At 73.2% G+C, this 25739-nt stretch carries 29 protein-coding genes and 1 riboswitch; of the genes, 21 read left to right on the forward strand and 8 right to left on the reverse strand.

The features are described 5' to 3' along the window. Positions 1 to 2 precede the first annotated feature (2 nt). A complete protein-coding gene (gene hemW / locus ABZU53_RS20700) occupies positions 3 to 1226 on the forward strand; it encodes a radical SAM family heme chaperone HemW (protein WP_355067079.1) in 1224 nt (407 codons plus the stop codon). A gap of 113 nt (positions 1227 to 1339) precedes the next feature. Here the strand turns inward: hemW and ABZU53_RS20705 are convergent, their stop codons facing one another. After that, complete coding sequence (locus tag ABZU53_RS20705; RefSeq protein WP_355067060.1) at positions 1340 to 1978, reverse strand: DUF4870 domain-containing protein; 639 nt, start codon at positions 1976 to 1978, stop codon at positions 1340 to 1342. 226 nt (positions 1979 to 2204) lie between these two features. Here ABZU53_RS20705 and hrcA point away from each other — a divergent pair, with 226 nt between their 5' ends. The 3 genes from hrcA (at position 2205) to ABZU53_RS20720 (ending at position 5182) form a co-directional block, all read left to right on the forward strand. Further along, positions 2205 to 3227 carry a heat-inducible transcriptional repressor HrcA gene (gene hrcA, locus ABZU53_RS20710; RefSeq protein WP_354862040.1) on the forward strand — a complete coding sequence of 341 codons (1023 nt, stop codon included), beginning with the start codon at positions 2205 to 2207 and terminating at the stop codon, positions 3225 to 3227. Between the two features lie 73 nt (positions 3228 to 3300). Next, positions 3301 to 4446: a molecular chaperone DnaJ gene (gene dnaJ / locus ABZU53_RS20715; protein ID WP_172899204.1), complete on the forward strand. Its 1146-nt coding sequence runs from the start codon at positions 3301 to 3303 to the stop codon at positions 4444 to 4446. 1 nt (position 4447) lies between these two features. Further along, entirely contained in the window at positions 4448 to 5182 is a 735-nt protein-coding gene (locus ABZU53_RS20720; RefSeq protein ID WP_355067061.1) for a 16S rRNA (uracil(1498)-N(3))-methyltransferase, read from the forward strand. A gap of 201 nt (positions 5183 to 5383) precedes the next feature. On the opposite strand, the gene ABZU53_RS20725 is transcribed toward ABZU53_RS20720, so the two are convergent. After that, positions 5384 to 6145: an SDR family oxidoreductase gene (locus tag ABZU53_RS20725; protein WP_355067062.1), complete on the reverse strand. Its 762-nt coding sequence runs from the start codon at positions 6143 to 6145 to the stop codon at positions 5384 to 5386. 47 nt (positions 6146 to 6192) lie between these two features. Here ABZU53_RS20725 and ABZU53_RS20730 point away from each other — a divergent pair, with 47 nt between their 5' ends. The 8 genes from ABZU53_RS20730 (at position 6193) to ABZU53_RS20765 (ending at position 13594) form a co-directional block, all read left to right on the forward strand. Continuing rightward, on the forward strand, positions 6193 to 6552 hold the full coding sequence (locus tag ABZU53_RS20730) for a histidine triad nucleotide-binding protein (RefSeq protein WP_354862031.1): 360 nt from the start codon (positions 6193 to 6195) through the stop codon (positions 6550 to 6552). Continuing rightward, positions 6549 to 7934 (forward strand): serine hydrolase domain-containing protein, encoded by a 1386-nt coding sequence (locus ABZU53_RS20735; RefSeq protein WP_355067063.1) that lies wholly within the window; start codon positions 6549 to 6551, stop codon positions 7932 to 7934. Before ABZU53_RS20730 ends, ABZU53_RS20735 begins: the two co-directional genes overlap by 4 nt. Before the next feature lie 131 nt (positions 7935 to 8065). Beyond that, positions 8066 to 9124, forward strand: coding sequence for a PhoH family protein (locus ABZU53_RS20740; protein ID WP_354862027.1), 1059 nt, complete (start codon positions 8066 to 8068; stop codon positions 9122 to 9124). A 15-nt stretch (positions 9125 to 9139) separates the two neighbouring features. Then, positions 9140 to 9613, forward strand: a complete 474-nt coding sequence (gene ybeY / locus ABZU53_RS20745) for an rRNA maturation RNase YbeY (protein WP_007463954.1) — start codon at positions 9140 to 9142, stop codon at positions 9611 to 9613. Continuing rightward, a complete protein-coding gene (locus ABZU53_RS20750) occupies positions 9589 to 11013 on the forward strand; it encodes a hemolysin family protein (RefSeq protein WP_354862038.1) in 1425 nt (474 codons plus the stop codon). The genes ybeY and ABZU53_RS20750 overlap by 25 nt, the downstream gene beginning before the upstream one ends. Then, on the forward strand, positions 11006 to 11392 hold the full coding sequence (locus ABZU53_RS20755; RefSeq protein ID WP_234587216.1) for a cytidine deaminase: 387 nt from the start codon (positions 11006 to 11008) through the stop codon (positions 11390 to 11392). The genes ABZU53_RS20750 and ABZU53_RS20755 overlap by 8 nt, the downstream gene beginning before the upstream one ends. Beyond that, the gene (gene era, locus ABZU53_RS20760) at positions 11389 to 12294 is read left to right on the forward strand and encodes a GTPase Era (protein ID WP_354862025.1); all 906 of its coding nucleotides are present in this window, start codon (positions 11389 to 11391) and stop codon (positions 12292 to 12294) included. Before ABZU53_RS20755 ends, era begins: the two co-directional genes overlap by 4 nt. Positions 12295 to 12457: 163 nt before the next feature. Beyond that, a complete protein-coding gene (locus ABZU53_RS20765) occupies positions 12458 to 13594 on the forward strand; it encodes an acyltransferase (protein WP_354862023.1) in 1137 nt (378 codons plus the stop codon). On the opposite strand, the gene ABZU53_RS20770 is transcribed toward ABZU53_RS20765, so the two are convergent. Then, positions 13581 to 14387 (reverse strand): DUF4097 family beta strand repeat-containing protein, encoded by an 807-nt coding sequence (locus ABZU53_RS20770; protein ID WP_355067064.1) that lies wholly within the window; start codon positions 14385 to 14387, stop codon positions 13581 to 13583. The two genes, ABZU53_RS20765 and ABZU53_RS20770, sit on opposite strands and share 14 nt — an antisense overlap. 102 nt (positions 14388 to 14489) lie before the next feature. Between ABZU53_RS20770 and recO the strand changes: the two genes are divergently transcribed. From recO to ABZU53_RS20795, 5 genes are all read left to right on the forward strand, one after another. Then, the gene (gene recO, locus ABZU53_RS20775) at positions 14490 to 15365 is read left to right on the forward strand and encodes a DNA repair protein RecO (RefSeq protein WP_355067065.1); all 876 of its coding nucleotides are present in this window, start codon (positions 14490 to 14492) and stop codon (positions 15363 to 15365) included. An 8-nt stretch (positions 15366 to 15373) separates the two neighbouring features. Then, on the forward strand, positions 15374 to 16174 hold the full coding sequence (locus ABZU53_RS20780; protein WP_354862036.1) for an isoprenyl transferase: 801 nt from the start codon (positions 15374 to 15376) through the stop codon (positions 16172 to 16174). 68 nt (positions 16175 to 16242) lie between these two features. Next, entirely contained in the window at positions 16243 to 16428 is a 186-nt protein-coding gene (locus ABZU53_RS20785) for a hypothetical protein (protein WP_121655421.1), read from the forward strand. A 276-nt stretch (positions 16429 to 16704) separates the two neighbouring features. Then, complete coding sequence (locus tag ABZU53_RS20790) at positions 16705 to 16905, forward strand: thioredoxin reductase (protein WP_354854685.1); 201 nt, start codon at positions 16705 to 16707, stop codon at positions 16903 to 16905. Continuing rightward, positions 16902 to 17663 carry a pirin family protein gene (locus ABZU53_RS20795; protein ID WP_355067066.1) on the forward strand — a complete coding sequence of 254 codons (762 nt, stop codon included), beginning with the start codon at positions 16902 to 16904 and terminating at the stop codon, positions 17661 to 17663. Before ABZU53_RS20790 ends, ABZU53_RS20795 begins: the two co-directional genes overlap by 4 nt. A gap of 137 nt (positions 17664 to 17800) precedes the next feature. On the opposite strand, the gene gndA is transcribed toward ABZU53_RS20795, so the two are convergent. Beyond that, on the reverse strand, positions 17801 to 19243 hold the full coding sequence (gene gndA, locus ABZU53_RS20800) for an NADP-dependent phosphogluconate dehydrogenase (RefSeq protein ID WP_355067067.1): 1443 nt from the start codon (positions 19241 to 19243) through the stop codon (positions 17801 to 17803). Between the two features lie 145 nt (positions 19244 to 19388). Next, positions 19389 to 19685 carry an MTH1187 family thiamine-binding protein gene (locus ABZU53_RS20805; protein ID WP_354854679.1) on the reverse strand — a complete coding sequence of 99 codons (297 nt, stop codon included), beginning with the start codon at positions 19683 to 19685 and terminating at the stop codon, positions 19389 to 19391. Between the two features lie 291 nt (positions 19686 to 19976). On the opposite strand from ABZU53_RS20805, the gene ABZU53_RS20810 reads away from it, so the two are divergent. After that, positions 19977 to 20357, forward strand: a complete 381-nt coding sequence (locus ABZU53_RS20810) for a hypothetical protein (RefSeq protein ID WP_355067068.1) — start codon at positions 19977 to 19979, stop codon at positions 20355 to 20357. A gap of 118 nt (positions 20358 to 20475) precedes the next feature. Here the strand turns inward: ABZU53_RS20810 and ABZU53_RS20815 are convergent, their stop codons facing one another. The 3 genes from ABZU53_RS20815 to ABZU53_RS20825 form a co-directional block, all read right to left on the reverse strand. Then, complete coding sequence (locus ABZU53_RS20815) at positions 20476 to 21276, reverse strand: energy-coupling factor transporter transmembrane component T (RefSeq protein WP_355067069.1); 801 nt, start codon at positions 21274 to 21276, stop codon at positions 20476 to 20478. Then, positions 21273 to 22703, reverse strand: a complete 1431-nt coding sequence (locus ABZU53_RS20820; protein ID WP_354854675.1) for an ABC transporter ATP-binding protein — start codon at positions 22701 to 22703, stop codon at positions 21273 to 21275. Before ABZU53_RS20820 ends, ABZU53_RS20815 begins: the two co-directional genes overlap by 4 nt. Positions 22704 to 22850: 147 nt before the next feature. Beyond that, positions 22851 to 23438: an ECF transporter S component gene (locus tag ABZU53_RS20825; protein WP_355067070.1), complete on the reverse strand. Its 588-nt coding sequence runs from the start codon at positions 23436 to 23438 to the stop codon at positions 22851 to 22853. 77 nt (positions 23439 to 23515) lie between these two features. Further along, positions 23516 to 23620: riboswitch (TPP riboswitch) on the reverse strand. Between the two features lie 107 nt (positions 23621 to 23727). Here ABZU53_RS20825 and ABZU53_RS20830 point away from each other — a divergent pair. From ABZU53_RS20830 to ABZU53_RS20840, 3 genes are all read left to right on the forward strand, one after another. Continuing rightward, positions 23728 to 24558, forward strand: coding sequence for an alpha/beta fold hydrolase (locus ABZU53_RS20830; protein ID WP_355067071.1), 831 nt, complete (start codon positions 23728 to 23730; stop codon positions 24556 to 24558). A gap of 70 nt (positions 24559 to 24628) precedes the next feature. Then, positions 24629 to 24898: an AAC(3) family N-acetyltransferase gene (locus tag ABZU53_RS20835; RefSeq protein ID WP_354854670.1), complete on the forward strand. Its 270-nt coding sequence runs from the start codon at positions 24629 to 24631 to the stop codon at positions 24896 to 24898. Continuing rightward, on the forward strand, positions 24895 to 25644 hold the full coding sequence (locus ABZU53_RS20840) for an SIS domain-containing protein (protein WP_354854668.1): 750 nt from the start codon (positions 24895 to 24897) through the stop codon (positions 25642 to 25644). The genes ABZU53_RS20835 and ABZU53_RS20840 overlap by 4 nt, the downstream gene beginning before the upstream one ends. The last annotated feature ends 95 nt before the right edge of the window (positions 25645 to 25739 follow it).

The raw sequence follows: 25739 nt of genomic DNA on the forward strand, positions 1-25739 counted from the left end.
CCATGCCCGGCGTCCTTCCAGATGGTGAGACCGTCCCCGTCGACGGATCGCTGCCCGCCACCGCCACCTCGGCGGTCGGCGCGCGCGGCTTCGGCGTGTACGTCCACGTGCCGTTCTGCGCCAGTCGCTGCGGCTACTGCGACTTCAACACCTACACGGCCGCCGAGCTGGGCGGGGGCGCCAGCCGCGAGGCGTACGCCGACACCGTGCTGGCCGAGCTGTCGCTCGCCGCCCGGGTGCTCGGCGACAGTCCGCCGCCCCGGGTCGACACGGTCTTCGTCGGCGGCGGCACCCCGACCCTGCTCCCCGCCGACGACCTGGCCCGCATCCTCGACGGCATCGACCGCACCTGGGGGCTCGCCGCCGACGTCGAGGTGACCACCGAGGCCAACCCGGAGTCGGTGACCCCGGAGTCGTTGCGGCGGCTGCGGGCAGCCGGCTACACCCGGATCTCGCTGGGCATGCAGTCCGCCTCCCCGGGGGTGCTGGCGATCCTGGACCGCAAACACAGCGCCGGTCGGGCCACCGCCGCCGCCCTTGAGGCACGCGACGCCGGGTTCGAGCACGTCAACCTGGACCTGATCTACGGCACGCCGGGGGAGCGGGTCGAGGACTTCGCCGCAACCCTGGAGCAGGTCGTCGCCGCCGGGGTCGATCACGTCAGCGCGTACGCCCTCATCGTCGAGGACGGCACCCGGCTCGCCGCCCGGATGCGGCGCGGCGAGCTGGCGTACCCCAGCGACGACGTCGCCGCGGACCGCTACCTGGCCGCGGAGGCCGCCCTCGACGCGGCCGGCCTGTCCTGGTACGAGGTGTCCAACTGGGCGCGCACCGACGCGGCCCGGTGCCGGCACAACCTGCTCTACTGGACCGGCGCGGACTGGTGGGGGCTCGGCCCGGGGGCGCACAGCCACGTCGGCGGGGTGCGCTGGTGGAACGTCAAGCACCCCACGACGTACGCCCAGCGGCTGGCCTCCGGCGCGTCACCCGGCCTGGCCCGCGAGGTGCTCACCGTCGACGAGGCCCACATGGAGGACGTGATGCTCCGGCTGCGGCTCGCCAGCGGGCTGCCGCTGGCGGTGCTCGACGCGGCCGGCCGGGCCGGCGCCGAGCGGGCCCTCGCCGACGGCCTGCTGGCCGCCGGGGACTACGCCGCCGGCCGAGCGGTGCTCACGCTGCGCGGCCGGCTGCTCGCCGACGCGGTCGTCCGCGACCTGCTGCCCTGACCCGGACGCGCCGCCCCGGCCGGCAGGTGCGACCGACCGTCGCCGGTCAGCCCGCGCCCCGGCCGGCCGTGCGGGCGGTGCGCCGGACCGGCCGGGGGAGCGGCCGGCCCGGATCACTTGACGAGGTTGGCCGAGAGGGGGTAGCGGTAGAGGCTGCCCTCGTTGGCCTTGATGCCGGCGAGGATGCCGAACACGGCACCGAGGATGATGGCCGCCCCGACGCCGATGAAGCCGATCAGGATGCACGAGAGCACCCAGCCGACCAGGCCGACGATCGACCAGATGAGCTGGAAGTTGAGCGCGGCGACGGCGTGCGCCCGGACCGTCGGGGACTGGTTGCCCCGGGCCAGCATCGCCACCAGCGGGGCGACCCAGCCGAGCACGCCCCCACTGATGATCATGCCGGCCGCGCCGCCGAAGTGCGCGACCAGCGCCCAGGTCTTGTCCTCGTTGTTGGCGTAGCCGCCGCCGGGGCCGCCGAAGGCGCCGCCGGTCGGATAGCCGCCAGTCGGGCTGCCCGGGGGGTAACCGCCCGGCGGGGGGTAACCACCTGGCGGAGGGTAGCCGCCCGACGGCGGTTGGTCACCGGTGGGCGGCGGATAGCCACCGGCCGGGGGATAGCCGGCCGGGCCGGGTGCCCCGGACAGTGGTGCGGTGGGCGGCTCGGCCGCGGAGGGCGAGCCCGGGAGAGTCGGCTCCGGCGGGTAACTGCCGGGGTCTCCCGCGCCGGGAGGGCGAGGTGGTTCAGTCATGACTGTCACGGTAGGTGTCGGCGGCAACGTCGCACCAGAGCGATACCGCCCGGCCGCGCGGGCCGATCGGCCCGCGCAAGGTGGCGCGGGCCGCACCCACGGCCTGTCGTTGATCATCGCGTCGGTGGGGGTGCCGACGTAGACTGGCACTCGTTACAGTCGAGTGCCAGGACGGCCGTCGGCCCCGGGTGGGCCGCCGGCCGACGTGCGACAGGAGGTGCGGAGGATGGGTCTGGACGACCGCAAGCTCGCCGTGCTCCGCGCCATCGTCGAGGACTACGTCTCCACCCAGGAGCCGGTCGGCAGCAAGGCGCTGGTCGAGCGCCACCAGCTCGGGGTCTCCCCGGCGACGGTCCGCAACGACATGGCCGTGCTGGAGGAGGAGGGCTACATCCGGCAGCCGCACACCAGTGCCGGCCGGGTGCCCACCGACCGCGGCTACCGCCTCTTCGTCGACCGGCTGTCCCGGGTCAAGCCGCTCAGTCCCGCCGAACGTCGGGCCATCGAGCGCTTCCTCGTCGGCGCGGTCGATCTCGACGACGTGGTGCACCGCACCGTACGCCTGCTCGCCCAGCTCACCCGGCAGGTGGCCGTCGTGCAGTACCCGAGCCTGGCCCGCTCCTCGGTGCGGCACCTGGAGCTGGTGCCGATCTCCACCACCCGGCTGATGCTCGTCATGATCGCCGACACCGGGCGGGTCGAGCAGCGGCTGGTGGAGCTGCCCGGCCCGGTCCCCGCCGACGACGTCACCGACCTGCGCCGGCTCGTCAACGAGAAGCTCGCCGGCGCCCGGCTGTCCGAGACCCCGCCGCTGGTGCAGGCGCTGGTCGAGGAGGCGCCGGCCGAGCTGCGTCCGGCGATGACCACCCTCTCCACCGTCCTGCTGGAGACGCTTGTCGAGCGGCACGAGGAACGCATCGCCCTGGCCGGCACCGCCAACCTCACCCGGGGCGGCCTGCTCGACTTCCAGGGCTCGCTGCGACCCATCCTGGAGGCGCTGGAGGAGGAGGTCGTGCTGCTCAAGCTCATCGGCGAGACCGAGCCCAGCACGACCCGGGTCCTGATCGGCGACGAGAACGAGTTCGACAACCTGCGCGCCGCCTCGGTGGTCAGCACCGGGTACGGCCCGGGTGCCACCATCGTGGGCGGCCTCGGCGTGTTGGGGCCCACCCGCATGGACTACCCCGGCACCATCGCCACGGTGCGCGCCGTGGCACGCTACGTGGGCGAGCTGCTGGCCCAGAACTGACCAGTCAGGGCCGACGGCCGGCTGCGGCCGCCGGTCGGCGTAACGCGAGACGAACATGAGGACACGGAACGCAGTGGCCAGGGACTACTACGGCATCCTCGGTGTCAGCCGGGAAGCCTCCGATGACGAGATCAAGCGCGCCTACCGCAAGCTGGCACGCCAGTTCCACCCGGACGTCAATCCGGACCCGGAGGCCCAGGAGAAGTTCAAGGACATCAACGCCGCGTACGAGGTCCTCTCGGACGACCGCAAGCGGCAGATCGTCGACCTGGGTGGCGACCCGCTCGCCCCGGGAGGCGGCGGCGCGGGCGGCCCGGGTGGCCCGGGCGGAGCCGGCCCGTTCGTCGGCTTCCAGGACATCATGGACGCGTTCTTCGGCGGCGCGGCAGGTGGCGCCCGTGGCCCACGGCCGCGGACCCGGCCGGGCGCCGACGCGATCCTGCGGCTCGAACTCGACCTGCACGAGACGGCGTTCGGCGTCGAGGCCCCGATCACCGTCGACACCGCGGTGCTCTGCACCACCTGCTCGGGCGCCGGCACGGCGGCCGGCACCCACCTGGCCACCTGCGAGGCGTGCGGCGGTCGGGGCGAGGTGCAGTCGGTGCAGCGCACCTTCCTCGGCCAGGTGGTCTCCGCCCGGCCGTGCACCGTCTGCCAGGGCTACGGCACGACCATCCCGCACCCCTGCCCCACCTGTGCCGGCGACGGCCGGGTGCGCACCCGCCGTTCGCTCACCGTCAAGATCCCGGCCGGTGTCGAGGACGGCATGCGGATCCGGCTGGCCCAGCAGGGCGAGGTCGGCCCGGGCGGCGGCACCGCCGGTGACCTCTACGTGGAGATCCACGAGAGGCCACACGACGTCTACTCCCGCAAGGGCGACGACCTGCACTGCCGGGTCACCGTGCCGATGACCGCCGCCGCGCTGGGCACCCGGCTCACCATCAAGACGCTGGACAGCGAGGAGACCGTCGACGTCAAGGCCGGCACCCAGCCGGCCAGCACGCTGCGGCTGCGCGCCCGGGGTGTGCCGCACCTGCGCGGCACCGGCCGGGGTGACCTCTACGTGCACCTCGACGTCCGGACGCCCACCAAGCTCGACCCCGACCAGGAGAAGATGCTGCGCGACTTCGCCAAGACCCGGGGTGAGGAGGTCGCCGAGCTGACCAAGCAGGGCGGCTTCTTCTCCCGGATGCGCGACGCGTTCAACGGCCACGCCTGACGTGTCCGCGCCGCTCTTTTTGGTCGACGCGCTGCCCACCGGCGACGCGCTGACCCTCGACGGGCCCGAGGGGCACCACGCCGCCACCGTGCAGCGGCTGCGCGTCGGCGAGGAGCTGCTGCTCGCCGACGGGCGGGGCGGCACGGCCGCCGCCGTGGTCACCGCCGTCGGCCGGGGCAGCCTGGAGGTCGCCGTCACCTCCCGGGGGTACGCGGACGCGCCCGTACCCCGGATCGTCACCGTGCAGGGCATCGCCAAGGGTGACCGGGGCGAGCTGGCCGTGCAGGCGATGACCGAGGTCGGGGTGGACGAGATCGTGCCCTGGGCGGCGTCGCGCTCGGTGGCCCAGTGGCGCGGCGACCGGGGCGTACGGGCCCGCGAGAAGTGGGTCGCCACCGCCCGCGAGGCGGCGAAGCAGGCCCGCCGGCCCTGGCTGCCGGTGGTGGCCGGCGCGCCCGACGAGTCCACCGCGACGGTCGCCCGCCGCATCGCCGGCGCCGCCGCCGGGTTCGTCCTGCACGAGGAGGCCGAGGAGCGGCTCACCACCGCCGACCTGCCCTCCATCGGTGAGATCGTCCTGGTCGTCGGCCCCGAGGGCGGCATCGCTCCGGCCGAGTTGACCGCCTTCCGCGAGGCCGGCGGCCGGCCGGTACGCCTCGGGCCGGAGGTGCTGCGGACCTCCACGGCCGGCGTGGCCGCGCTCAGCGTGCTCGCCACCCGCCTCGGCCGCTGGTAGTCCCACCGCTAGCTGTGGTGACTCGTGTAGCTGTGGTGACTCGTGCCCCGACCCAGGCATCCCACCTTGTCCGCGTCCTTTGCTCTGCTTCAACCGACGCAACAGTTTCGGCCGTTGAGTGTTGCCGTGGTTGAAGCAGAGCAAAGGACGTGATGAGCAGGCGGGAGGCCCTGGCCGGTGGCGGCGCGGGCTGGCGGGTGGTCAGGTGCGCAGGTAGGAGGCGCCGTTGAGGTCGACGATCGTGCCGGAGGCCCACTCGGCCTCGGGGGACGCCAGCCAGTGCACCGCGGCGGCGATCTCCTCCGGCCGGGCCACCCGGTCGAACGGGCTCTGCGCCCGGATCGCCGCGCCCTCCGCACCGCTCAGGTACTCGGTGACCATGTCGGTCGCCACGAAGCCCGGCGCGACGGTGGCCACCGTGATGCCGTACGGCGCGAGGGCCACGGCGAGGGACTGGCCCAGCGCGTTGAGCCCCGCCTTGCTGGCCCCGTACGCCGGCTGGTGCGGCTCGCCGCGGAACGCGCCCCGGGACGAGACGTTGACGATCCGCCCGCCGCGTTCACGCATGTGCTGGGCGGCGCACCAGATGACGTTGCCGGCGCCGGTCAGGTTGGTCTCGAGCACCTGCCGCCAGCGTTGCTGCCACTGCTCGTAGGAGGCGCCGAAGATCGGGTGCGGGTCGTCCCGGTCGCCGTACGTCCCGGCGTTGTTGACCAGCACGTCCAGCCCGCCGAGCAGTTCGGCGGCCCGGTCGACCATGGCCCGGACGGCGTCCGGGTCGGTGAGGTCGGCGCGGACCACCACGTGCCCCGAGCCGGGCAGCCCCGCGCGCAGCTCCTCGGCCGCGTCGCCGGAGTCGCGGTGGTGGATGGCCACCCGGTCGCCGCTGGCGGCGAACGCCTCCACCACCGCGCGGCCGATGCCACGCGAGGAACCAGTCACCAGTACCGCCCGATCCGTCATGCCGGCCATCCTGCCTCAGCCGTGCCCCGCGTCCTTACACTGCCCCGATGGGATCCGACTGCCTGTTCTGCCGCATCGTCGCCGGGGAGATTCCGGCCACCGTGGTCCGGGAGACCGCCACCACGCTCGCCTTCCGCGACATCGACCCGAAGGCCCCGGTGCACGTCCTGGTCATTCCGAAGGAGCACTACGCCGACGTCGCCACGCTCGCCGAGGGTGACCCGGCGCTGGCCGGTGCGGTGCTCGCCACGGCCGCCGCGGTGGCCGATGACGAGGGGCTGCTCGGCGACGGGTTCCGGCTGATGTTCAACACCGGGGTGTACGGCGGGCAGGAGGTGTTCCACGCGCACGCGCACCTGCTCGGTGGCGCGCCGCTCGGCCCGATGCTCGCCCGGGACCTGGCGTGACGGCCGGCCCGTACGCGCACGACCGGTTGGGCCGGCTGGTCCGCCGGGTGCAGGCCGACGCCCGGGTGCCGGCGGTGTCGGCGGCGCTGCACCGGGCCGACCGACCGCTGTGGAGCTGCACTGTCGGGGGCACCGGCACCGACAGCCCGTTGGGTCCGGGCACCCAGTTCCGGATCGGCTCGGTCACCAAGACCTTCACGGCGGTGCTCACCCTCCAGTGCCGCGACGACGGGCTGCTGGACCTGGATGACCCGGTGGGCCGGCACCTGGACCTTCCCGCACACGGCGAGCTGACCGTGCGCCGGCTGCTGTCGCACACCGGCGGCCTGCAACGCGAGCCGTTCGGTGACGTCTGGGACACCCTGAACGCGCCGGACGCCGAGCAGTTGGTGGCCGGGCTGGACCGCGCCGAGCGGGTGTTGCCCACCGGCCGGCGTTTCCACTACTCCAACCTGGGCCTCGCCGTGCTCGGCCTGCTGGTCGGTCGGCTGCGCGGGGGCAGCTGGGCGGAGGTGCTCGCCGAGCGGGTGCTGACGCCGCTGGGGCTGACCGACACGACCGTGACCCCTCGGCCCTCGGCGGCCACCGGCTACCTGGTCGACGCGTACTCCGACGAGGCGCACCCGGAGCCGCCGACCGACTTCGGCGCGGTGGGCCCGGCCGCCCAGCTCTGGAGCACCGCGACCGACATGGCCCGCTGGGCGGCGTTCCTCGCCGACCCGGCGGCGCTCGACCCGGCCGGCGCGGTGCTCGCCCCGGGCACCCTGGACGAGATGCGCTGGCCGTTGACCACGACCGACGAGACGCTCTGGGGCGCCGGCTTCGGGCTCGGCCTGATCCTCGTCCCGCAGGGCGAGCGGGTGGTGCACGTGGGGCACGACGGGGCGATGCCCGGCTTCCTGGCCGGCGTGTACGGCCGGCGGGGTGGCGACGGCACGGCCGGCGCGATGGGCGCCGCGGTGCTCGGCTCGTCCGGCACAGCGGCCGAGTTGCTCGAACTGCCGCACCGGCTGCTCACCGAGGCGGTCGAGCACGATCCCGCCGACATCGAGCCGTGGACGCCCGGCGCACCCGCTCCGGCGGCCCTGCGGGGGGTGCTCGGCCGCTGGTGGGGCGAGGGTTTCGAGTACGTCTTCTCCTGGCACGACGGCGCCCTGCGGGCGCGCGGGGCCGGGGATGCGGCCGGCCGCCCCCCGGCGGTCTTCGCACCGCTGCCGGACCGGCCGGACGTGTTCCGGACCGTCTCCGGCCGGGAGGTCGGCGAGCTGCTGCGGCTGACCCGGGACGAAGCTCAGACGGTGGTCCGGATGCACTGGGCGACCTACCGGTTCACCCGCCACCAGGAGACCTTCGACCGGTACGACTTCCGGGCCGGGAGTTGATCGCGGCCAGCGGAAATGGGCGCGATGCGGCCCGCGTTGACCCGATACGATGGGTGTAACGTCCGCACGCCGTGCCAGCAGGGCCGGCGCCGAGATCGAGAGCAGGTGCGCAGGGCCCTTCGGCCCGACCTATGACCGGCACCCCACCTCCCGGCCCGCCCCGGGTGCAGACCAGGATCACCGTGCCCGACTCCAAGATCATGGTCAATCTGCTCGGCGCGGGCGACGAGATCCTGCGACTCGTCGAACGCTCGGTCGCCAGTGACGTGCACGTCCGGGGCAACGAGATCACGATCACCGGCGCCCCCGCGGACAACGCCCTCGCCGAGCGGGTCTTCAGTGAGCTGCTCGAACTCATCGAGAAAGGCGAGACCCTGACCACTGACGCCGTCCGGCGTACCGTCGGCATGCTCGAGCAGGGCAGCGCCGAGCGGCCCGCCGAGGTCCTGACCCTCGACATCCTCTCCCGTCGCGGGCGCACCATCCGCCCCAAGACGCTCGGGCAGAAGCGGTACGTCGACGCGATCGACTCGAACACCATCGTCTTCGGCATCGGCCCGGCCGGCACCGGCAAGACCTACCTGGCGATGGCGAAGGCCGTCCAGGCGCTCCAGGCCAAGCAGGTCAACCGCATCATCCTGACCCGACCGGCGGTCGAGGCGGGGGAGCGGCTGGGCTTCCTGCCCGGCACGCTCAACGAGAAGATCGACCCGTACCTGCGCCCGCTCTACGACGCGCTGCACGACATGCTCGACCCGGAGTCGATCCCGAAGCTGATGGCCGCCGGGACGATCGAGGTCGCGCCCCTGGCGTACATGCGGGGCAGGACGTTGAATGACGCGTTCATCATCTTGGACGAGGCGCAGAACACGACGCCCGAGCAGATGAAGATGTTCCTCACCCGACTCGGCTTCAACTCCAAGATCGTCGTGACGGGTGACATCACCCAGGTGGACCTTCCCGGCGGGACGAGCAGCGGCCTGCGGGTGGTCCGGGAGATCCTGGAGAACGTCGACGACGTGCACTTCTCCCAGTTGTCCAGCTCCGACGTGGTTCGCCACCGGCTGGTCGGGGAAATCGTCGACGCGTACGCCCGCTGGGACGCCGAGCGGGAGACCCAGCAGGCGCAGGGCGTCCACGCCGTTCCCGGGCGACCCGCCCAGGGCGGCCGGTCCGGCCGCCGCCGCTAAAGCAGAGGAAAGCAGTTGTCCATCGAGATCGCCAACGAGTCCGGTGTCGAGGTCGACACCGACGCCGTGCTCGCCGTCGCCCGGCACGCCCTCGACGAGATGGGGGTCAACCCCCTCGCCGAGCTCTCCGTGCTGCTGGTCGACATCGACTACATGACCGAGCTGAACCACCGCTGGATGGGTGGGGACGGCCCGACCGACGTGCTCGCCTTCCCGATGGACGAGGGAAGCGTCGACCACGGTCCGGGCGAGAGCGCCCCCGCCGGCGGCGAGCCGGCCCTGCTCGGTGACATCGTGCTCTGCCCCGAGGTCGCGGCCAAGCAGGCGGCGACCGCCGGGCACGCCTCAGCCGACGAGCTGCACCTGCTCACCGTTCACGGGGTGCTGCACCTGCTCGGCTACGACCACGCCGAGCCGGAGGAGGAGCGCGAGATGTTCGCTCTGCAGGCTCGACTGCTGGCGAGCTGGCGGTCGACCCGCACCCAGTGATGTCCACTCCTTCGTTACTCGCGGTCGGCCCCACGGCCGGCCTTCCCGACCTGCAACTGATCGTCTTCGCGGCGGGCCTGGTGGTGCTGGGCGGTGTGATCGCCATGACCGAGGCGGCGCTCGCCGCGGTCTCGCCGGCCCGGGCCGCCGAGCTGGCCCGGGACGGTGTGCGCGGCGCCCGGACCCTCCAGGTCGTGGCCTCGGACGTCGTCCGGCACCTCAATCTGCTGCTGTTGCTGCGGCTGCTCGCCGAGCTGACCGCCACCACGCTGGTGGCGTTGGTCGCGGTGGACAGCTTCGGCGCCGGCTGGCGTGCCGCGCTGGTCACCGCCGGCGCGATGACCGTGGTCAGCTTCGTGGTGGTCGGTGTCGCGCCGCGCACCATCGGCCGGCAGCACGCGTACGCGGTGGGCCGGGCGGTCGCGCCGCTGGTCCGCTGGCTGGGCCGCGCGCTCAACCCCCTCGCGTCGCTGCTCATCCTGATCGGCAACGCGGTCACCCCGGGGCGCGGCTTCCGGGAGGGGCCGTTCGCCAGCCAGGTGGAGCTGCGTGAGCTGGTGGACCTGGCCGAGCAGCGCGGCGTCGTGGAGCACGGCGAGCGTCAGATGATCCATTCGGTCTTCGCGCTCGGCGACACCATCGCCCGCGAGGTGATGGTCCCGCGTACCGAGATGGTGTGGATCGAGGAGGGCAAGACCCTCGCCCAGGCGTTGGTGCTCTTCCTGCGGTCGGGTTTCTCCCGCATTCCGGTGATCGGGGAGAGCGTCGACGACGTGCTCGGGGTGCTCTACCTCAAGGACCTGATCCGGCGGTCGCGGGGCGGCGACCCGGACGCCGAGCAGTTGCCGGTGGCCGAGCTGATGCGCCCGGCCACCTTCGTCCCGGAGTCCAAGCCGGTCGACGATCTGCTGTCGGAGATGCAGGCGGCCCGCAACCACCTGGTCATCGTGGTCGACGAGTACGGCGGCACCGGTGGTCTGGTCACCATCGAGGACATCCTGGAGGAGATCGTCGGTGAGATCACCGACGAGTACGATGTCGAACGCCCGCCGGTCGAACGCCTCGCGGACTCCTCGGTGCGGGTGACCGCCCGCCTGCCGGTGGAGAACCTGGGCGAGATGTTCGGCGCCGATCTGCCCACCGACGAGGTGGAGACGGTCGGTGGCCTGCTCGCCCAGTCGCTGGGACGGGTGCCGATCCCCGGAGCGCAGGCCGAGGTGGCCGGCCTCCGGCTGGTCGCCGAGGGCACCACGGGCCGGCGCAACCGGATCGACACCGTCCTGGTCAGCAGGGTGGAGTCGGGCGACGAGCAGGACAGCACCGGGCGCGGCGACCATGCCGGCCCCGGGGACGACCCGGATCATTACCGAGACGAGGAGAGGCAAGCCGCCGATGCCTGAGACACCCGCCGCGCCCGCCGCCCGGCCCACCCCCACCGCACCGGGACCGCTGAGCGCCGAGGACGGCAAGCTCGTCGTCCTGGCCCGGGGCGCCCGCGGGCGGGTCGGTGCCGTGGAGGGGGCCGCGGTCCGGGACTCCGACGGCCGGACGTACGCGGCGGCCAGCGTCGCGCTGCCCTCGCTGACTCTCACGGCCCTGCAGTTGGCGGTGGCCTCTGCCGTGGCCGCCGGTGCGGGCCGGTTGGAGGCGGCGGTGGTGGTGACCGAGGCGTCGACGCTTGACGGCGCCGGGCACGCCGCGGTACGCGACCTCGCCGTGGACGCGCCGATCCACGTGGCCGCCCCGGACGGCACCGTGCTCGGCACGGTGACCCAGTGAGCCCCGTCCGGGATCCGGAGCCGCGTCCGTACCGGGCCGGGTTCGGCTGCTTCGTGGGCCGGCCCAACGCCGGCAAGTCCACCCTGACGAACGCCATCGTCGGCACCAAGATCGCGATCACCTCGAACAAGCCGCAGACCACCCGGCACGTCATCCGGGCGGTGCTGCACCGTCCGGAGTCGCAGCTGGTTCTGGTGGACACGCCGGGTCTGCACCGCCCCCGTACGCTGCTCGGTGAGCGCCTCAACGACCTGGTCCGCTCGACCTGGACCGAGGTCGACGTGATCGGCCTGTGCATCCCGGCGGACGAGCCGGTGGGGCGCGGCGACCGGTTCATCACCGGCGAGCTGGCCGAGCTGAAGGCGACCGTGCTGGCGGTGGTCACCAAGACCGACCTGGTGGACAAGCGCCGGCTGGCCGAGCAGTTGCTCGCGGTCAGCGAGCTGGGCGAGTTCGCCGAGATCGTGCCGGTGAGCGCCGTCTCGGGGCACCAGGTGGACACGCTCGTCGACGTGATGACCAAATACCTGCCGCCGTCGCCCCAGCTCTACCCGGACGACATGCTGACCGACGACCCGGAGCAGGTGATGGTCGCCGAGCTGATCCGGGAGGCGGCCCTGGAGGGCGTCCGCGACGAGCTGCCACACTCCATCGCCGTGGTGGTCGAGGAGATGATCCCCGAGGGTCAGGTCATGAAGATCTACGCCGACCTGTACGTGGAACGGCCCAGCCAGAAGGCCATCGTCCTCGGTCACAAGGCGAGCCGGCTCAAGGAGGTCGGCACGAACGCCCGCCGGCAGATCGAGGAGCTGCTGGGCAGCCGGGTCTATCTCGACCTGCACGTGCGGGTCGCGAAGGACTGGCAGCGCGACCCGAGGCAGTTGCGCAAGCTGGGCTTCTGAGCGTCATCCGGCGGCCCTGCTGAGGGGCGGGTGCCGGTCGGCCTGATCGTTTCCGGTCGGCCCCATGGGCAGCCTCACGATCGGCCGGGGTCGGCGTCGTTTGGCGCGCGGGCCGCGAAGGGTAGGGGAGAAAGCACCGCGTCCCCGATCCAGATGCAGGCTGATGCGCAACAGATACCTCGATCTGCTCCGTTTCCTCGCCATCGTCCGGGTGGTCGTCTACCACGTCACCGGCTGGGCGACCCTCACCCTCGTCTTCCCCGCCATGTCGGTGATGTTCGCGCTGGCCGGCTCGTTGATGGCCGCCTCGCTCGCGCGGTCCGGCCCGGTGGCGGTCGGCCGCCGGTTGCGCCGGCTGTTGCCGTCGCTGTGGGTGCTGGCGGCCGTCTTCGTGCCGGCCATGCTGCTCACCGGGCTGGCGCTGTCGCCCCGGGTGCTGCTGTGGCTGTTCCCGATCACCGACCCGCCGGCGAACAACTGGGGCGCCCTGGCGCTGAGCATCATCTGGTACCTGCGGGACTACCTGTGGTTCGTGCTCGCCTCGCCGGTCGCGCTCTGGCTGTTCCGGCGGGCCCCGCTGCCCACCCTGCTCGCCCCGTACGTGGTGCTGGTGACGATCGAGGTGGGGATCTACCCGGCGCCGCCGGTGGTGCGCGAGTTCGGCCTGTACTTCGGCGCGTGGCTGCTCGGCTTCGCCCACCACGCCGGGATGCTGCGTCGACTCACCGGCCGGGTGCTGTACCCGCTGTCGCTGGGCCTCGCGGTCGTCGGTGGGGCCTGGATCGTCACGCATCCCGGCCCGCGCGGGTACGACCTCAACGACAACCACCTCGGCAACGCGCTCTGGTCGGCCGCGTTCATCCTGGTCGTGCTGGGTCGGGCGCCGGCCGGGGTGGCCTGGCTGGAGCGCAGCCGGCTGGCCGAACGGGTGGTGACCGTGTTCAACCGGCGGGCGCTCACCATCTATCTCTGGCACATGCCGTTCGTGGTGGCGCTCACCCCGCTGGTCGACGTGGTCGGCTGGTCGCACCAGGACCCGGTGGGGCTGGCTGTCCGGGTGCTGCTGGTCTTCGCGCTTGTCGGTCTGGTCACCCTGGCCGTCGGCTGGGTCGAGGACGTCGCCGCCCGTCGCCGCCCGGAGCTGATCCCGGGCGGGCCGCCCCGCCCGACCGTCCCGCCGGCCCCCTCCGACGGTGGCCCGGCGGGTCGTCTCGGAGTCGGCGAGACCGTCGGACGGGCGGCCGTACCGGCGCAGCGGGTGTCCGGTGCGGCGGCGACCGTCGAGATCAACGCTGGCTGATCGACACGTCGCCGCTGCCGGCCGAGCCGTCGAGCACCAGGGAGGCGGCCGGGTCGTCGGCGACGGTGATCCGGGCGTCGCCGGAGCCGGTGTTGGAGCGGACCCGGTAACTGCCGGCCGGCACCACCAGCGAGACGTCCCCGCTGGAGGCGTGCAGACGCGCCGAGGCGGCGGTCTCCAGCTCGACGACGACGTTGCCGGAGCCGGCCTCGGCGTCCGTCGTTCCGCCCACGCGGCGAGCCGTGATGTCGCCGGAGCCGGCGCGCAGTCGTACGGCCGAACGGGCCTCGCTCAGCTCGATGTTGCCGGAGCCGGTCTCCACGTCGATCGCACCGGCGACGTCGCTGATCCGCACGTCGCCCGAGCCCAGTCGCAGCTTCACCGCGCCAACCCTGGTCAGCTCGACGTCACCCGAGCCGCTCTCGCCCTGCACGGTCACGCCCTCGGGGACGGTCACCTCGTACGAGACGCTGCACCGGTCGCCGCAGTCGGTGTCCAGCACCAACTCGCTGTCCTTGATCTCGTACCGGGCCTTGGGTTCGCCGCCCTGATAGCGCACGACCCGCTTGATCCGTGCCTCGCCCGCCGTGCCGCCGCCTCGGACGATCACGTCTCCGGAGCCCCCCTGCACCCGGATGGTGCTGATCTTCACCGCCTCGGTGTTGTCGTAGTCGAGCCGGCGGAAGGACAGGTTGTCGCACCCGGCGAGCAGGATGAGGGCGGTGGCCAGCCCCAACGCGACGGGCGCGGTGGCGTGGCGACGACGGGCGGCGGTGGTCTCGTGCAGTGCCATGGCGAGCACGCTACGGCCGGTGACGAGCCGGGCGCATCGGGGTTCGTCCGCGCGTCCACCCCGAACCAACCCTGATTTCACACCCCGAGGGAGAATGGTCCGATGGCCGGGTACCGCCGACAGCTCTACCGCGACGACGCGGTGGTGCTGCGCGTGCAGAAGCTCGGCGAGTCCGACCGGATCATCACGCTGCTCACCCGCCGGCACGGCCGGCTGCGGGCGGTCGCCCGGGGGGTCCGGCGCACGATGAGCAAGTTCGGCGCCCGGCTGGAGCCGTTCGGTCACGTCGACCTCCAACTCGCCGGTGACCCCAAGGGCAACCACGGCAGCTCGCTGCACACGGTCAGCCAGGTCGAGGGCATCGAGCTGTACGGCAAGCGGTTCCTCGGGGACTATCCCCGCTACACGGCGGCCAGCGCGATCGCCGAGACCGCCGAGCGGCTGACGCCGGTCGAGCGGGAGCCGTCGCTGCGGCTGTTCCAGCTCACCGTGGGGGCGTTGAAGGCGCTGTCCCGGGGCGAACACGCGACCACGCTGGTGCTCGACGCGTACCTGCTGCGCGGGATGGCTCTCGCGGGCTGGGCTCCGGCGCTGATCGCCTGCGCGGTCTGCGGCACCCCCGGGCGGCACCGCGCGTTCTCCGTGCCGGCCGGCGGCGCGGTCTGCCCGGACTGCCGGCCGCCCGGCGCGGCCCATCCCGCGCCGGCCACCATCGACCTGATGTCCGCGCTGACCACCGGCGACTGGGTGGTCGCCGACGCCACCGAGACCGGTGTACGTCGGGAGTGCAGCGGGCTGGTCGCGGCGCACCTCCAGTGGCATCTGGAACGCGCGCTACGCTCGCTGCCGCTGGTCGACCGGGGGCCCTCGGTCGCCGGCACGGTCCCGCCGCCGGGCGGCGGTGGGGCTGCGATGCTCCGGCCGCGCGGTGACGTCGAGGCCGGTGCGGACGGCACGAGCAGGGAGAGAGCCGAGTGATCCGATCGATGAGGTCCGGCCGGCGGGAGCCGACGCCACCGACGCCGCACCCGTCCGGTGCCCGGCCGCCGGCGCTGCCGAGCGAGGCGGTGCCGAAGCACGTGGCCGTCGTGATGGACGGCAACGGCCGGTGGGCCAAGGAGCGCGGGTTGCCCCGCACCAAGGGCCACGAGGCGGGGGAGCACAGCCTCTTCGACACCATCGAGGGCGCGATCGAGATGGGCATCCCCTACCTGTCGGCGTACGCGTTCTCCACCGAGAACTGGCGGCGCTCGCCCGACGAGGTCCGGTTCCTGATGGGGTTCAACCGGGACGTGATCCGTCGACGCCGCGACCAGCTGGTCGACCTCGGCGTCCGGGTGGTCTGGTCGGGGCGGCCGGGGCGGTTGTGGAAGAGCGTCATCTCCGAGTTGCAGACCGCCGAGGAGATGTCCCGGGGCAACTCGACGCTGACCCTGCAGTTCTGTGTGAACTACGGCGGGCAGGCCGAGATCGGCGACGCCGCCGCGGCGATCGCCCGGGACGTGGCGGCCGGTCGACTGGACCCGTCGAAGGTCACCGAGAAGACCGTCGCGAAATACCTGTACCACCCGGAGATCCCGGAGGTGGACCTGTTCCTGCGGCCCTCCGGCGAGGAGCGGATCTCCAACTTCCTGCTCTGGCAGACCGCGTACGCCGAGCTGGTCTTCCTGGACACCCTCTGGCCGGACTTCGACCGCCGCCACCTCTGGTACGCGTGCGAGCTGTACGCCCAGCGGGACCGGCGGTTCGGCGGCGCGCTGCCCAACCCGGTCGCCCCGACGGTCTGAGCGAGGCTTATCCACCCGTCACGCTGGGTATCAGGAACGTCAGAAGCCACTGACGGAGGTGAACCCACATGATCCAGAAGCGCATTGCCCAGTGGGCGGTGATGGCGATCGCGGTGCCGTTGGCCGCGGCCGGCGCCCGCCGGCTCAGCCACACCCTGGAGGCCCGGCGTGGTCCCTCCGGGGCGACCCGGCTGCTGACCAGGGGCGCGGATCTGATCCGCCCGCAGAAGGCCAAGCGCCGCCGGTTCTGGTAACGCGAGACCACCCTCCCGGCGCCGCCCCGCACACGACGTGCGGGGCGGCGCCGGCGTCTCACCCTGTCGATCATGGAGTTGTGGTGGCCGGTTCGGTCGCATTCACGACTTTCGTTCACCGCCACAACTCCATGATCGACGCGGCCGGGGTGGGGGGTCTGGGTTGGTTGTTTCGGGGTTCGGGGAGGTGGGGGCAGGTAGGGTCCGGAGGTGGCGGGACTCGGCGGGAATCGGCGGCTGGGGGTGGATATGCGGGATCTCCGGTACAAAATGATCATGGCGTTGAACGCGGCGGATCTGGGCGACCCGATCTGCGAACAGGTCGCCGAGATCTGCGCCGAGATCGCCGAGCAGCACTGCGCGGAGTTCGGTCACACGCCGCAGCTGCGCACCGGTGAGATCGCCGAACTGGTCACCGGTGAACCGGCCCTGACCTGGGCGCCGTCGACCCCCGACGCCGGGCAGCGTGCCTGGTGACCGCACCCGCGCCGTCGGTCGACCTGCGTCGGGCCGAGGACCGGTTCGCCACCCGGATCTCCTGGTTGGACTCCAAGCACTCCTTCTCGTTCTCCCGGCACTACGACCCGGCCAACACCCACCACGGGTTGCTGCTGGTGAACAACGACGACGTGGTCCGGCCCGGCGCCGGCTTCGAGACCCACCCGCACGAGGACATGGAGATCGTCACCTGGGTGCTGCGCGGCTCACTCGTGCACCAGGACTCCACCGGCCACTCCGGGGTGATCTACCCCGGCCTGGCGCAGCGGATGAGCGCCGGCACCGGCATCCTGCACTCGGAGAAGAACGACGCCTGGCGGCTCAACAACCAGGAGCCGCACAGCGACCCCGTGCACTTCGTGCAGATGTGGGTGCTCCCCGACGAACAGGGCGTCGACCCCGGCTACGAGCAGCTGGAGATCGAGGACGAGTTGCTGCGCGGCGGCCTGGTGCCGATCGCGTCCGGGATGGACCGCTACGACGGCGCGTCCGCGATCCGGATCCGCAACCGGTACGCGACCCTGCACGCCGCCCGACTCGGCCCCGGCGACGAGGTCACCCTCCCGGACGCGCCCTTCGTGCACCTGTACGTGCCGAACGGCACGGTGACCCTGGAGGACAGCGGCCCGCTCGGCACCGGCGACGCCGCCCGGCTCACCATGACCGGCGGCCGGCGGGTGACCGCCGACGAGCCGGCCGAGATCCTCGTCTGGGAGATGCACGCCACTGTCGCCTGACGGGTGCCCGCGCGTACCTGCCGTCTGGTCCCATGATCATGCTCGAACATGGATGTGGTGGCCTCCCGTTGTCGGAAGGCCACCACATCATGGATCGAGCACGATCTTGCGGGGCGCGGCGCGCGGGGCGATTCCGGCTACGCCGGGGACTCGGTCTTCTCGCCGGCCCAGGTGGTGTGGAACGAGCCCTCGCGGTCGACGCGCTGGTAGGTGTGCGCGCCGAAGTTGTCCCGCAGGCCCTGGATCAGCGCGGCGGGCAGCCGCTCGGCGCGCAGCCCGTCGAAGTACGCCAGCGACGACGAGAACGCCGGCGTCGGCACCCCCGCCCGGGCCGCGTCGGCCACGACCCGCCGCCAGCTCGGCACGCCGGCCGCGACCGCCTCGGCGAAGTACGGCGCCACGAGCAGCGTCGGCAGGTCGGGCTGCTCGTCGTACGCCTCGCGGATGCGGTTCAGGAAGCGGGCGCGGATGATGCAGCCGCCCCGCCAGATGGTCGCCGTGCCGCCGAGGTCGATGTCCCAGTCGTATTCCTGGCTGCCGGCCCGGATGTGGTCGAAGCCCTGCGCGTACGCGACGATCTTGGAAGCGAGCAGCGCCCGGCGCACGTCCTCCACGAACGCGTCCCGGTCGGCGACCTGCCACTTCTCACCGGCGTCCGGGAACGCCCGCCGGGCCGCCTCGCGCTGGTCGACGTGCCCGGACAGCGAGCGGGCGAACGTCGCCTCGGCGATCCCGGTGATCGGGATGCCCAGGTCGAGGGCGCTCTGCACCGTCCACCGGCCGGTGCCCTTCTGCTCGGCCCGGTCCTGCACGACGTCGACGAACGCGCGGCCGGTCGCCGCGTCGGTGTGCGCGAGCACGTCGGCGGTGATCTCGATGAGGAAGGACTCCAGCTCGCCGTTGTTCCAGTCGCGGAAGATCTCCGCGATCTCCGCCGGCTTCGCGCCCAGGCCGGACCGGAGCAGGTCGTACGCCTCGGCGATGAGCTGCATGTCGGCGTACTCGATGCCGTTGTGCACCATCTTGACGAAGTGCCCGGCGCCGTCCGGCCCGACGTGCATGCAGCACGGCACGCCGTCCACGTGGGCGGCGATCTTCTCGAACATCGGCCCGAGCTTGGCGTACGACTCGGCGGAACCGCCCGGCATGATGCTCGGCCCGAGCAGCGCGCCCTCCTCACCACCGGAGACGCCGGTGCCGCTGAAGTGCAGCCCCTGCGCGCGCAGCGACTCCTCCCGGCGACGGGTGTCGGCGAAGTGGGCGTTGCCGCAGTCGACGATGATGTCGCCCTCCTCCAGCAGCGGCACCAGCTCGTCGATCACGGCGTCGGTGGGCGCACCGGCCTTGACCATCACGATCACCGCGCGGGGCCGTTCCAGCGACGCCACGAAGTCGGCCATCGACTCACCGGGCACGAAGGAGCCCTCGTCACCGTGCTCGGCGACGAGGCTGCGGGTGCGCTCCGGCGACCGGTTGTGCACCGCCACGGTAAAGCCGTTGCGGGCCAGGTTGCGGGCCAGGTTTCGGCCCATCACCGCCAGCCCGGTCACGCCGATCTGCGCCGTCGCCTGCTCAGCCATTCGTGCCGCCACCTCTCGCCGTCGAACTATCCTGCTGCGACCGTATCGCGGCGCGCGGCATCGTGGGCGGGTCGTCCCACGGCGGGTCACCGCCTGGTCGCGGCCCGTTCGCCCGGCGCGTCCACACCTCGACCGGCAGCCACGCTCACCCCTGGGCCAGTCGATCCTCCACACGCGCCACCTTCGCGGTGAGCGCATCGGTGACCCCGGGCCGAACGTCGGCCTTCAGGACGACGCTCACCCGGGGCGCCTGCGCGGCCACCACGTCGACCGCCCGCTTCACCACCGCCATCACCTCGTCCCACTCGCCCTCGACGGTGGTGAACATGGCATCGGTCCGGTTGGGCAACCCGGACTCGCGGACCACCCGTACCGCCTCGGCAACCAGGTCACCCACGGAGTCGCCGGCACCGAGCGGAGTGATCGAGAACGCGATCAGCATGCGCCGATCGTGCCAGGAAATTCGGGTGCGCGTCTCATCGGGCGGTGGTTAGGGTTCGGGCATGCGTAACTGACGCCCCACTTCCCGAGCCGGCCCGCCGCCCCGCGATCGCGGTCCGTGCGCTCCCGGGCGTCGCGCGTCTCCGTCCACCGTTCGGCGGTGTTGACCCAGCCCGATCCCCGGTGAGCAGTCCCTTCCCATTCGACCGTCGCGTTGCCACGGTCACCAGCCGATCCGACCGACCGCGGGAGCGCGGGACCGCCGGGAAGGTCGGCACCGAAGGAGGCCCGGATGCCCGCCAGGCGCAATCCGAAGAAGACCCGTACGCCCGCGCCGACGCCGCTGGGCACCGACCCGGCGGCCGGCCACGGCCCGCTCCCACCCACCCGCCCCGACCTCCCGGTCGAACCGATCGAGCCGGCGCTGCCAGCCGTGCTGACCGAGCCGGCGGCGCCGGTGGAGCCCGCGTTGCCTGCGGCGCTGGTCGAGCCGGCGCTGGCCGTCGACGTGCCGGCGGCGGTCGACGCGCCGACGGTGGACGATCTGCCGAAGACCGCCGGGCGACCGACGGCACCGACGGCCGGGCCACCGCAGGCCGGCGGTAACCGCTCGGGCGGTGGCCGCAGCCAACGGGCCGGCCAGCCCCGCCGGTACGCCTTCCGCCGGAGCTGACCGACCCGACCCGTCGGGGCGGTGGCACCAATGTCGGTGATGTGGTGGCCTGCGCAGTGCAGGAGACCACCGCATCACCGAGGTGGTGCGGATCGTCTCGACTGGCTGAGCGGCCCGCTCAGCCGATCAGCGGGCGGAAGGTGCCGAGGAGCACGCTTGTGGTCAGGGCTGCTCCGGCCAGCGCGGCCGCCCCGGCGATCAGCAGCGCGTCGGCGAGGCCGAAGCGCTGGCGTCGGGCGACGGTACGGGGTGTGTCGCCGTCGAAGCCGCGCGCGTCCATGGCGACGGCCAGCCGGGTGCCCCGGCGGATCGCCCCGACCAGCAGCGCGAACGCCGTGGACGCGAACAGCCGCAGCTTCGCCACCGGGTTGCGTCCGGCGTCGACGCCGCGTGCCCGCCGGGCCATGCTGATCATCTGCCATTCCTGACCGAGCAGCGGCACCAGCCGGAACGCGGCCAGCGACCCGACGGCGAACCGCGCCGGCGCCTTCGCGTTCTGGATCAGCGCGTCCGCCAGGTCGGTCGGGTCGGTGGTGGCGAAGACGATCACGCCGGGCAGGGCCACCGCGAAGACCCGCAGCACCAGGCCGAGAGCGGTGCGCAGCACGCCGGTGCTCACCAGCACCGGCCCGGCGTCCAGCAGGATCCGGCCGGACTGGTCGGCGGCGAAGAGCACCAGGGTGACCAGGATGCCGGCGGCGCTGAGCAGCAGGGGCAGGGCCCGCCGGGCCAGCATCCGGTAGCGGACGCCGAACAGCGGCAGGACGGCCAGTTCGACCGCGATGGCGATCGCCGGCGCCACCGGGTCGAGCGTCGCCAGCAGGGTGAACGAGAAGACCAGCGCGGCGGCCACCTTCGCCACCGGGTTGCGCCGGGCCAGCGGGGCGCCGGGCGCGGCGATCGGCTCGATGCTGATCACCGGGCGCCGTCCGGTGCCCGCTGGAGGGTGACCGTGCGATCGGCGAGCGCGGCGACGAAGTCGAGGTCGTGGGTGACCGTGACCACGCCGTGCCCGGCGTCCCGCAGGTCGGCGAAGAGGTCGACCAGCTCCCGCCAGGTCCGCCGGTCCTGCCCGAAGGTCGGTTCGTCGCAGATCAGCAGGCGGGGCGCCGTGGCCAGGGCCGTCGCCACGCTCAGTCGCCGCGCCTCCCCACCGGAGAGGGTGTACGGGTTGGCGGCCGCGAGTCGGGTCAGCCGCAGCCGGTCCAGCAGCCCCGCGGCGGTCTCCCGGACGGCAGCCTCGGGTTGACCCGTCCGGCGTGGCCCCAGCGCCAGCTCGTCGAAGACGGTGCCGGTGACGAACTGGTGCTCCGGGTCCTGGAAGACCGACCCGATCCGTCGGGCCAGCGCGGGCGCTCGCCAGCGGTGCGGGGGAGCGCGGTGGTCGGCGCCGGCCAACTCGGCCGAGGCGGTGACGCGGCCGGCGCCCGGTTTGAGCAGGCCGCCGAGCAGCAGCGCCAGGGTGGACTTGCCGGCGCCGTTGGGTCCGCGTACGGCGAGTGCCTCTCCGGCGCGTACCGCCAGGTCGGTGGGGCCCAGCCGGGGCGGCAGGCCGAGCCGGTCGGCGGTGAGCAGCAGGTCGCCGGGGGCCGCGGTGGCCGTGCGGGGCGCGATGGGGTGACCGGGCACCCAGACGCCCTCGGCGGCGAGGGCAGCGCCGTGCGCGGCGAAGACCGCCTCGGGCGTCCCGTCCGCGCGGACCCCGCCGCCGGGCTCCAGGACGACCACCCGGTCGACCAGTGGCAGCGCCTCGGCGACCCGGTGTTCGACCAGGATCACTGTGGTGTCGGCGTCCAGCGCGCCCGCCACCGCGCCCCGGACCAGGGCGGCCCCGTCCGGGTCGAGGTTGGCGGTCGGCTCGTCGAGCAGCAGCAGGCCGGGCCGCAGGGCAAGCGCGCCGGCCAGGGCCAGGCGTTGCTGCTCGCCGCCGGAGAGCGCGGCAGTGCTGCGGTCGCGAGGGTACGGGAAACCGACCCGCCGCAGCGCTTCGTCGACCCGGGGCCAGATCTCGTCCGTCGGCACGCCCCGGTTCTCCAGCCCGAACGCGACATCGTCGCCGCTGCGCGCCATCACCAGCTGGGTCTGCGGGTCCTGGAAGACGATGCCGACCCGTTCCCGCGCCTTACGGGGGTCGAGCCCGTCGATCTCGACGGTGCCCTCCTGCTCACCGGAATCCTCGGGCAGCAGCCCGGCCAGCGCGGTGAGCAGGGTGCTCTTACCGGCCCCCGAGGGCCCGAGCAGCAGCACCCGTTCTCCGGCCTCGACCCGCAGATCCACCCCGCGCACAGCCCAGGCCCGCCGCCCGGCATGCCGCCACCCGAACCCCCGCAGCAGTACCCCGCCCACCCAACACCCCCTCCCTGCCACTCCCTGCCACTCCCGGCCGTCCTCCCGCCGTCTCCCCGCCGTCTCCCCGCCGGTGATCAAGAGGTTTGCGTCAGAATTCCGGCTTCCGTTGACGCAAACCTCTTGATCACGGGGACAGTCGCGCCCTCAGATGAGGGCGCGGTTTCGGCCTACCGGGAAGCGGTCCAGCGCGCCGGTGTTGGCCAGGGCGCGGGTGAGCAGCCAGCCGCCCACGCCAGCGATGATCGTGGCGCTGACGATGGTGAGCAGGGCGTACGGGATGCGGTAGTCGCCCAGCGCGTAGTCGACGTTCCAGACGAAGAAGTCGAACAGCGCCGCGCTGAGACCGGTCAGCGCGCCGGCCAGCACGGCGGTCGGCAGCCGGTACGACCGGTACCGGAAAGCGGCGAACGCCAGCTCGGCCCCGATGCCCTGCACGATGCCCTGGGGGATCACCGTGCCGGCCCACTGGCTGCCCAGCAGCGCGGAGACGACCGCGGCCACCGTTTCGCAGTAGAGCGCGGCGCCGGGCTTGCGGATGACCAGGCCGCCGACGACGGCCGGCAGCAGCCAGACGCCGTAGATCAGCGTCTGCGCGGGCGGGAAGAAGGCGAACGCGCCCTCGGTGGCGCTCCAGACCAGGCCCCAGGCCCAGAAGATGACGCCGAAGGCGACCGCGATCACCGAGGCGACCACGATGTCGATGGTGCGCCAACGGCTGGTGGTGTTGTCCATGCTGTGCTCCCAGTTCAGTGGAACGAACCAGGAGAAGACGCACGCCGCGCGCCCGGTGGCACCGGACTCACGGCGCGGCTGGAGGTCGACCGAACTCCCTGCGCTGGCATTACCCAGATCAGGTTCGAGGGTCTGCGGGCGTGCCCGCACTCTCAGCGCTGTGCGCTCCCCTGTCGGATGTGAAGTTGTCTCGGTGACGCTAGCACCGACCAGGGGTAACGGCCCAGCAGGGCATTCGGCCGCCCGCGCATCAGGGCCGGCGCTCGGCCGGCTGGGTAGGCTGCCGATCATGCAGGTCGACGCGCGAGGTCTCACGTTCGAGATAGGCACCGGCGGCCCGGCCGACGGCATTCCCGTCCTCCTGCTGCACGGCTTCCCGCAGCACAGCGGCGAGTGGGACGACGTCGTGCCGGCACTGCACGCCGCCGGGCTGCGCACGTACGCGCTGGACCAGCGGGGCTACTCGCCGGGTGCCCGGCCGGAGGCGGTGGTCGCGTACCGGATTCCGGAACTGGTCGCCGACGTGGTGGCGGTGCTCGACGCGCTCGATGTGGACGCCGTCCACCTGGTCGGCCACGACTGGGGCGCGATCGTGGCCTGGGCGGTGGCCGCCGCGCACCCCGAGCGGGTCCGTACGTTGACCGCGGTGTCCGTGCCGCATCCGGCGGCCATGGCGCACGCTCTCGCCACCGACGGCCAGCAGAAGGCGCGCTCGTCGTACATCGCGCTGTTCCGCAAGCCGGGCAAGGCCGAGAAGGTGCTGCTGGCGTGGCACGCGACGGCGCTGCGCAAGATGCTCGGCGGGGTGGGTGACGCCTCCCGGGTGGACCGCTACGCCGACCCGATGCGCGAGCCGGGTGCGCTCACCGCCGCCCTGAACTGGTACCGGGCCATGTCCCGTGCCGACCTGGCCGGCGTCGGCCCGGTCGCGGTACCCACCACCTACGTCTGGAGCGACCGGGACGTCGCCATCGGGCGGACCGCCGCCGAGGCGTGCGAGGCCAATGTCACAGGTGACTACCGCTTCGTACCGCTGCCCGGGGTGAGCCACTGGATTCCGGACGCCGCACCCGCCGCGCTGGCCGAGGCGGTCCTGGCCCGGATCGCCGGGACGGCCTGAGCCGTGCCGTGCCGAGACGCGCCGGGCCAACGAGCGCCGGGCCAACGAACGCCGGGCAGACGGGCGCCGGGTGGGCCGGCGCCGGGCGGAGGAGCGCCGTGACGGCACCTGCCGGCGGGCCGGACACCCGTCGCTCGCTCGCCGCGCAGCTGCGCCTGCTGGGTGTACGCCCCGGCTCGACGCGGGCGACTTCGGCGCGTTGGGTCGGGACCTGGAGGCCACCGGGGCGGTGCGCTGCGGCCCGGTGGGCGCGGGGACGGGGAGGTTGGTACGCCAGCGGGCGGCGGTCGACTTCGCGGTGCAGTGGATGGCCCGCAACCGGACGACGGAGGACGCATGAGTGTGAGCGCCGAGGACTACCTGGCCGTGGTGACCGAGACGATCGGCCGGGTGGCCGCCAGCCAGCGGGATGCGGTCGGGCGGGCCGCCGATCTGATCGCCGAAGCGGTACGCGCCGACGGGGTGGTGCACGCCTTCGGCACCGGGCACTCGGAGGCCCTCGCCATGGAGATCGCCGGTCGGGCGGGTGGTCTGGTGCCCACCAACCGGATCGCGCTGCGTGACCTGGTGCTGCTCGGCGGCGAACCGGCCGATCGTCTCGGGCCGCTGCTGGAGCGGGACCCGGCGGTGGCGCACCGGCTCTGGGAGCTGGCCCCCGTACAGGCTGCCGACGTCTTCGTGCTCGCGTCGAACTCCGGGGTCAACGGCGCGATGGTCGAGTTCGCCACGCTGGTCAAGGAGCATGGTCATCCGCTGGTGGCGATCACCTCGGCGCAGCACTCCGGCCGGATGACGTCCCGCCACCCGTCCGGGCGCAAGCTGGCCGACCTCGCCGACGTGGTGCTCGACAACGGCGCACCGTACGGCGACGCGACCCTGCCGCTGCCCGGCGGTGGCGCGGTCGGCGCGGTCTCCTCGATCACGGCGGCGCTGCTGGCGCAGCAGATCACCGTGGAGGTCGTCGCCCGGCTGCTGGCGGCGGGGGAGCGGCCCCCGGTCTACCTGTCGGCGAACATCCCGGACGGCGACGCGCACAACACGGCCCTGGAGGCCAGATACGCCGGCCGGATCCGCCGCGGCTCCTGACCCCCGGCGGCGCGGGCGATGGCGCGACCCGGGCGGCTCGGCATGGCGCGGGCGGGCGACGGCACGGCGGGTGGCGCGGGCGGCTCGGCTTGGGG

The organism is Micromonospora sp. NPDC005194 (genome assembly GCF_040608335.1).
Taxonomy (GTDB): domain Bacteria; phylum Actinomycetota; class Actinomycetes; order Mycobacteriales; family Micromonosporaceae; genus Micromonospora.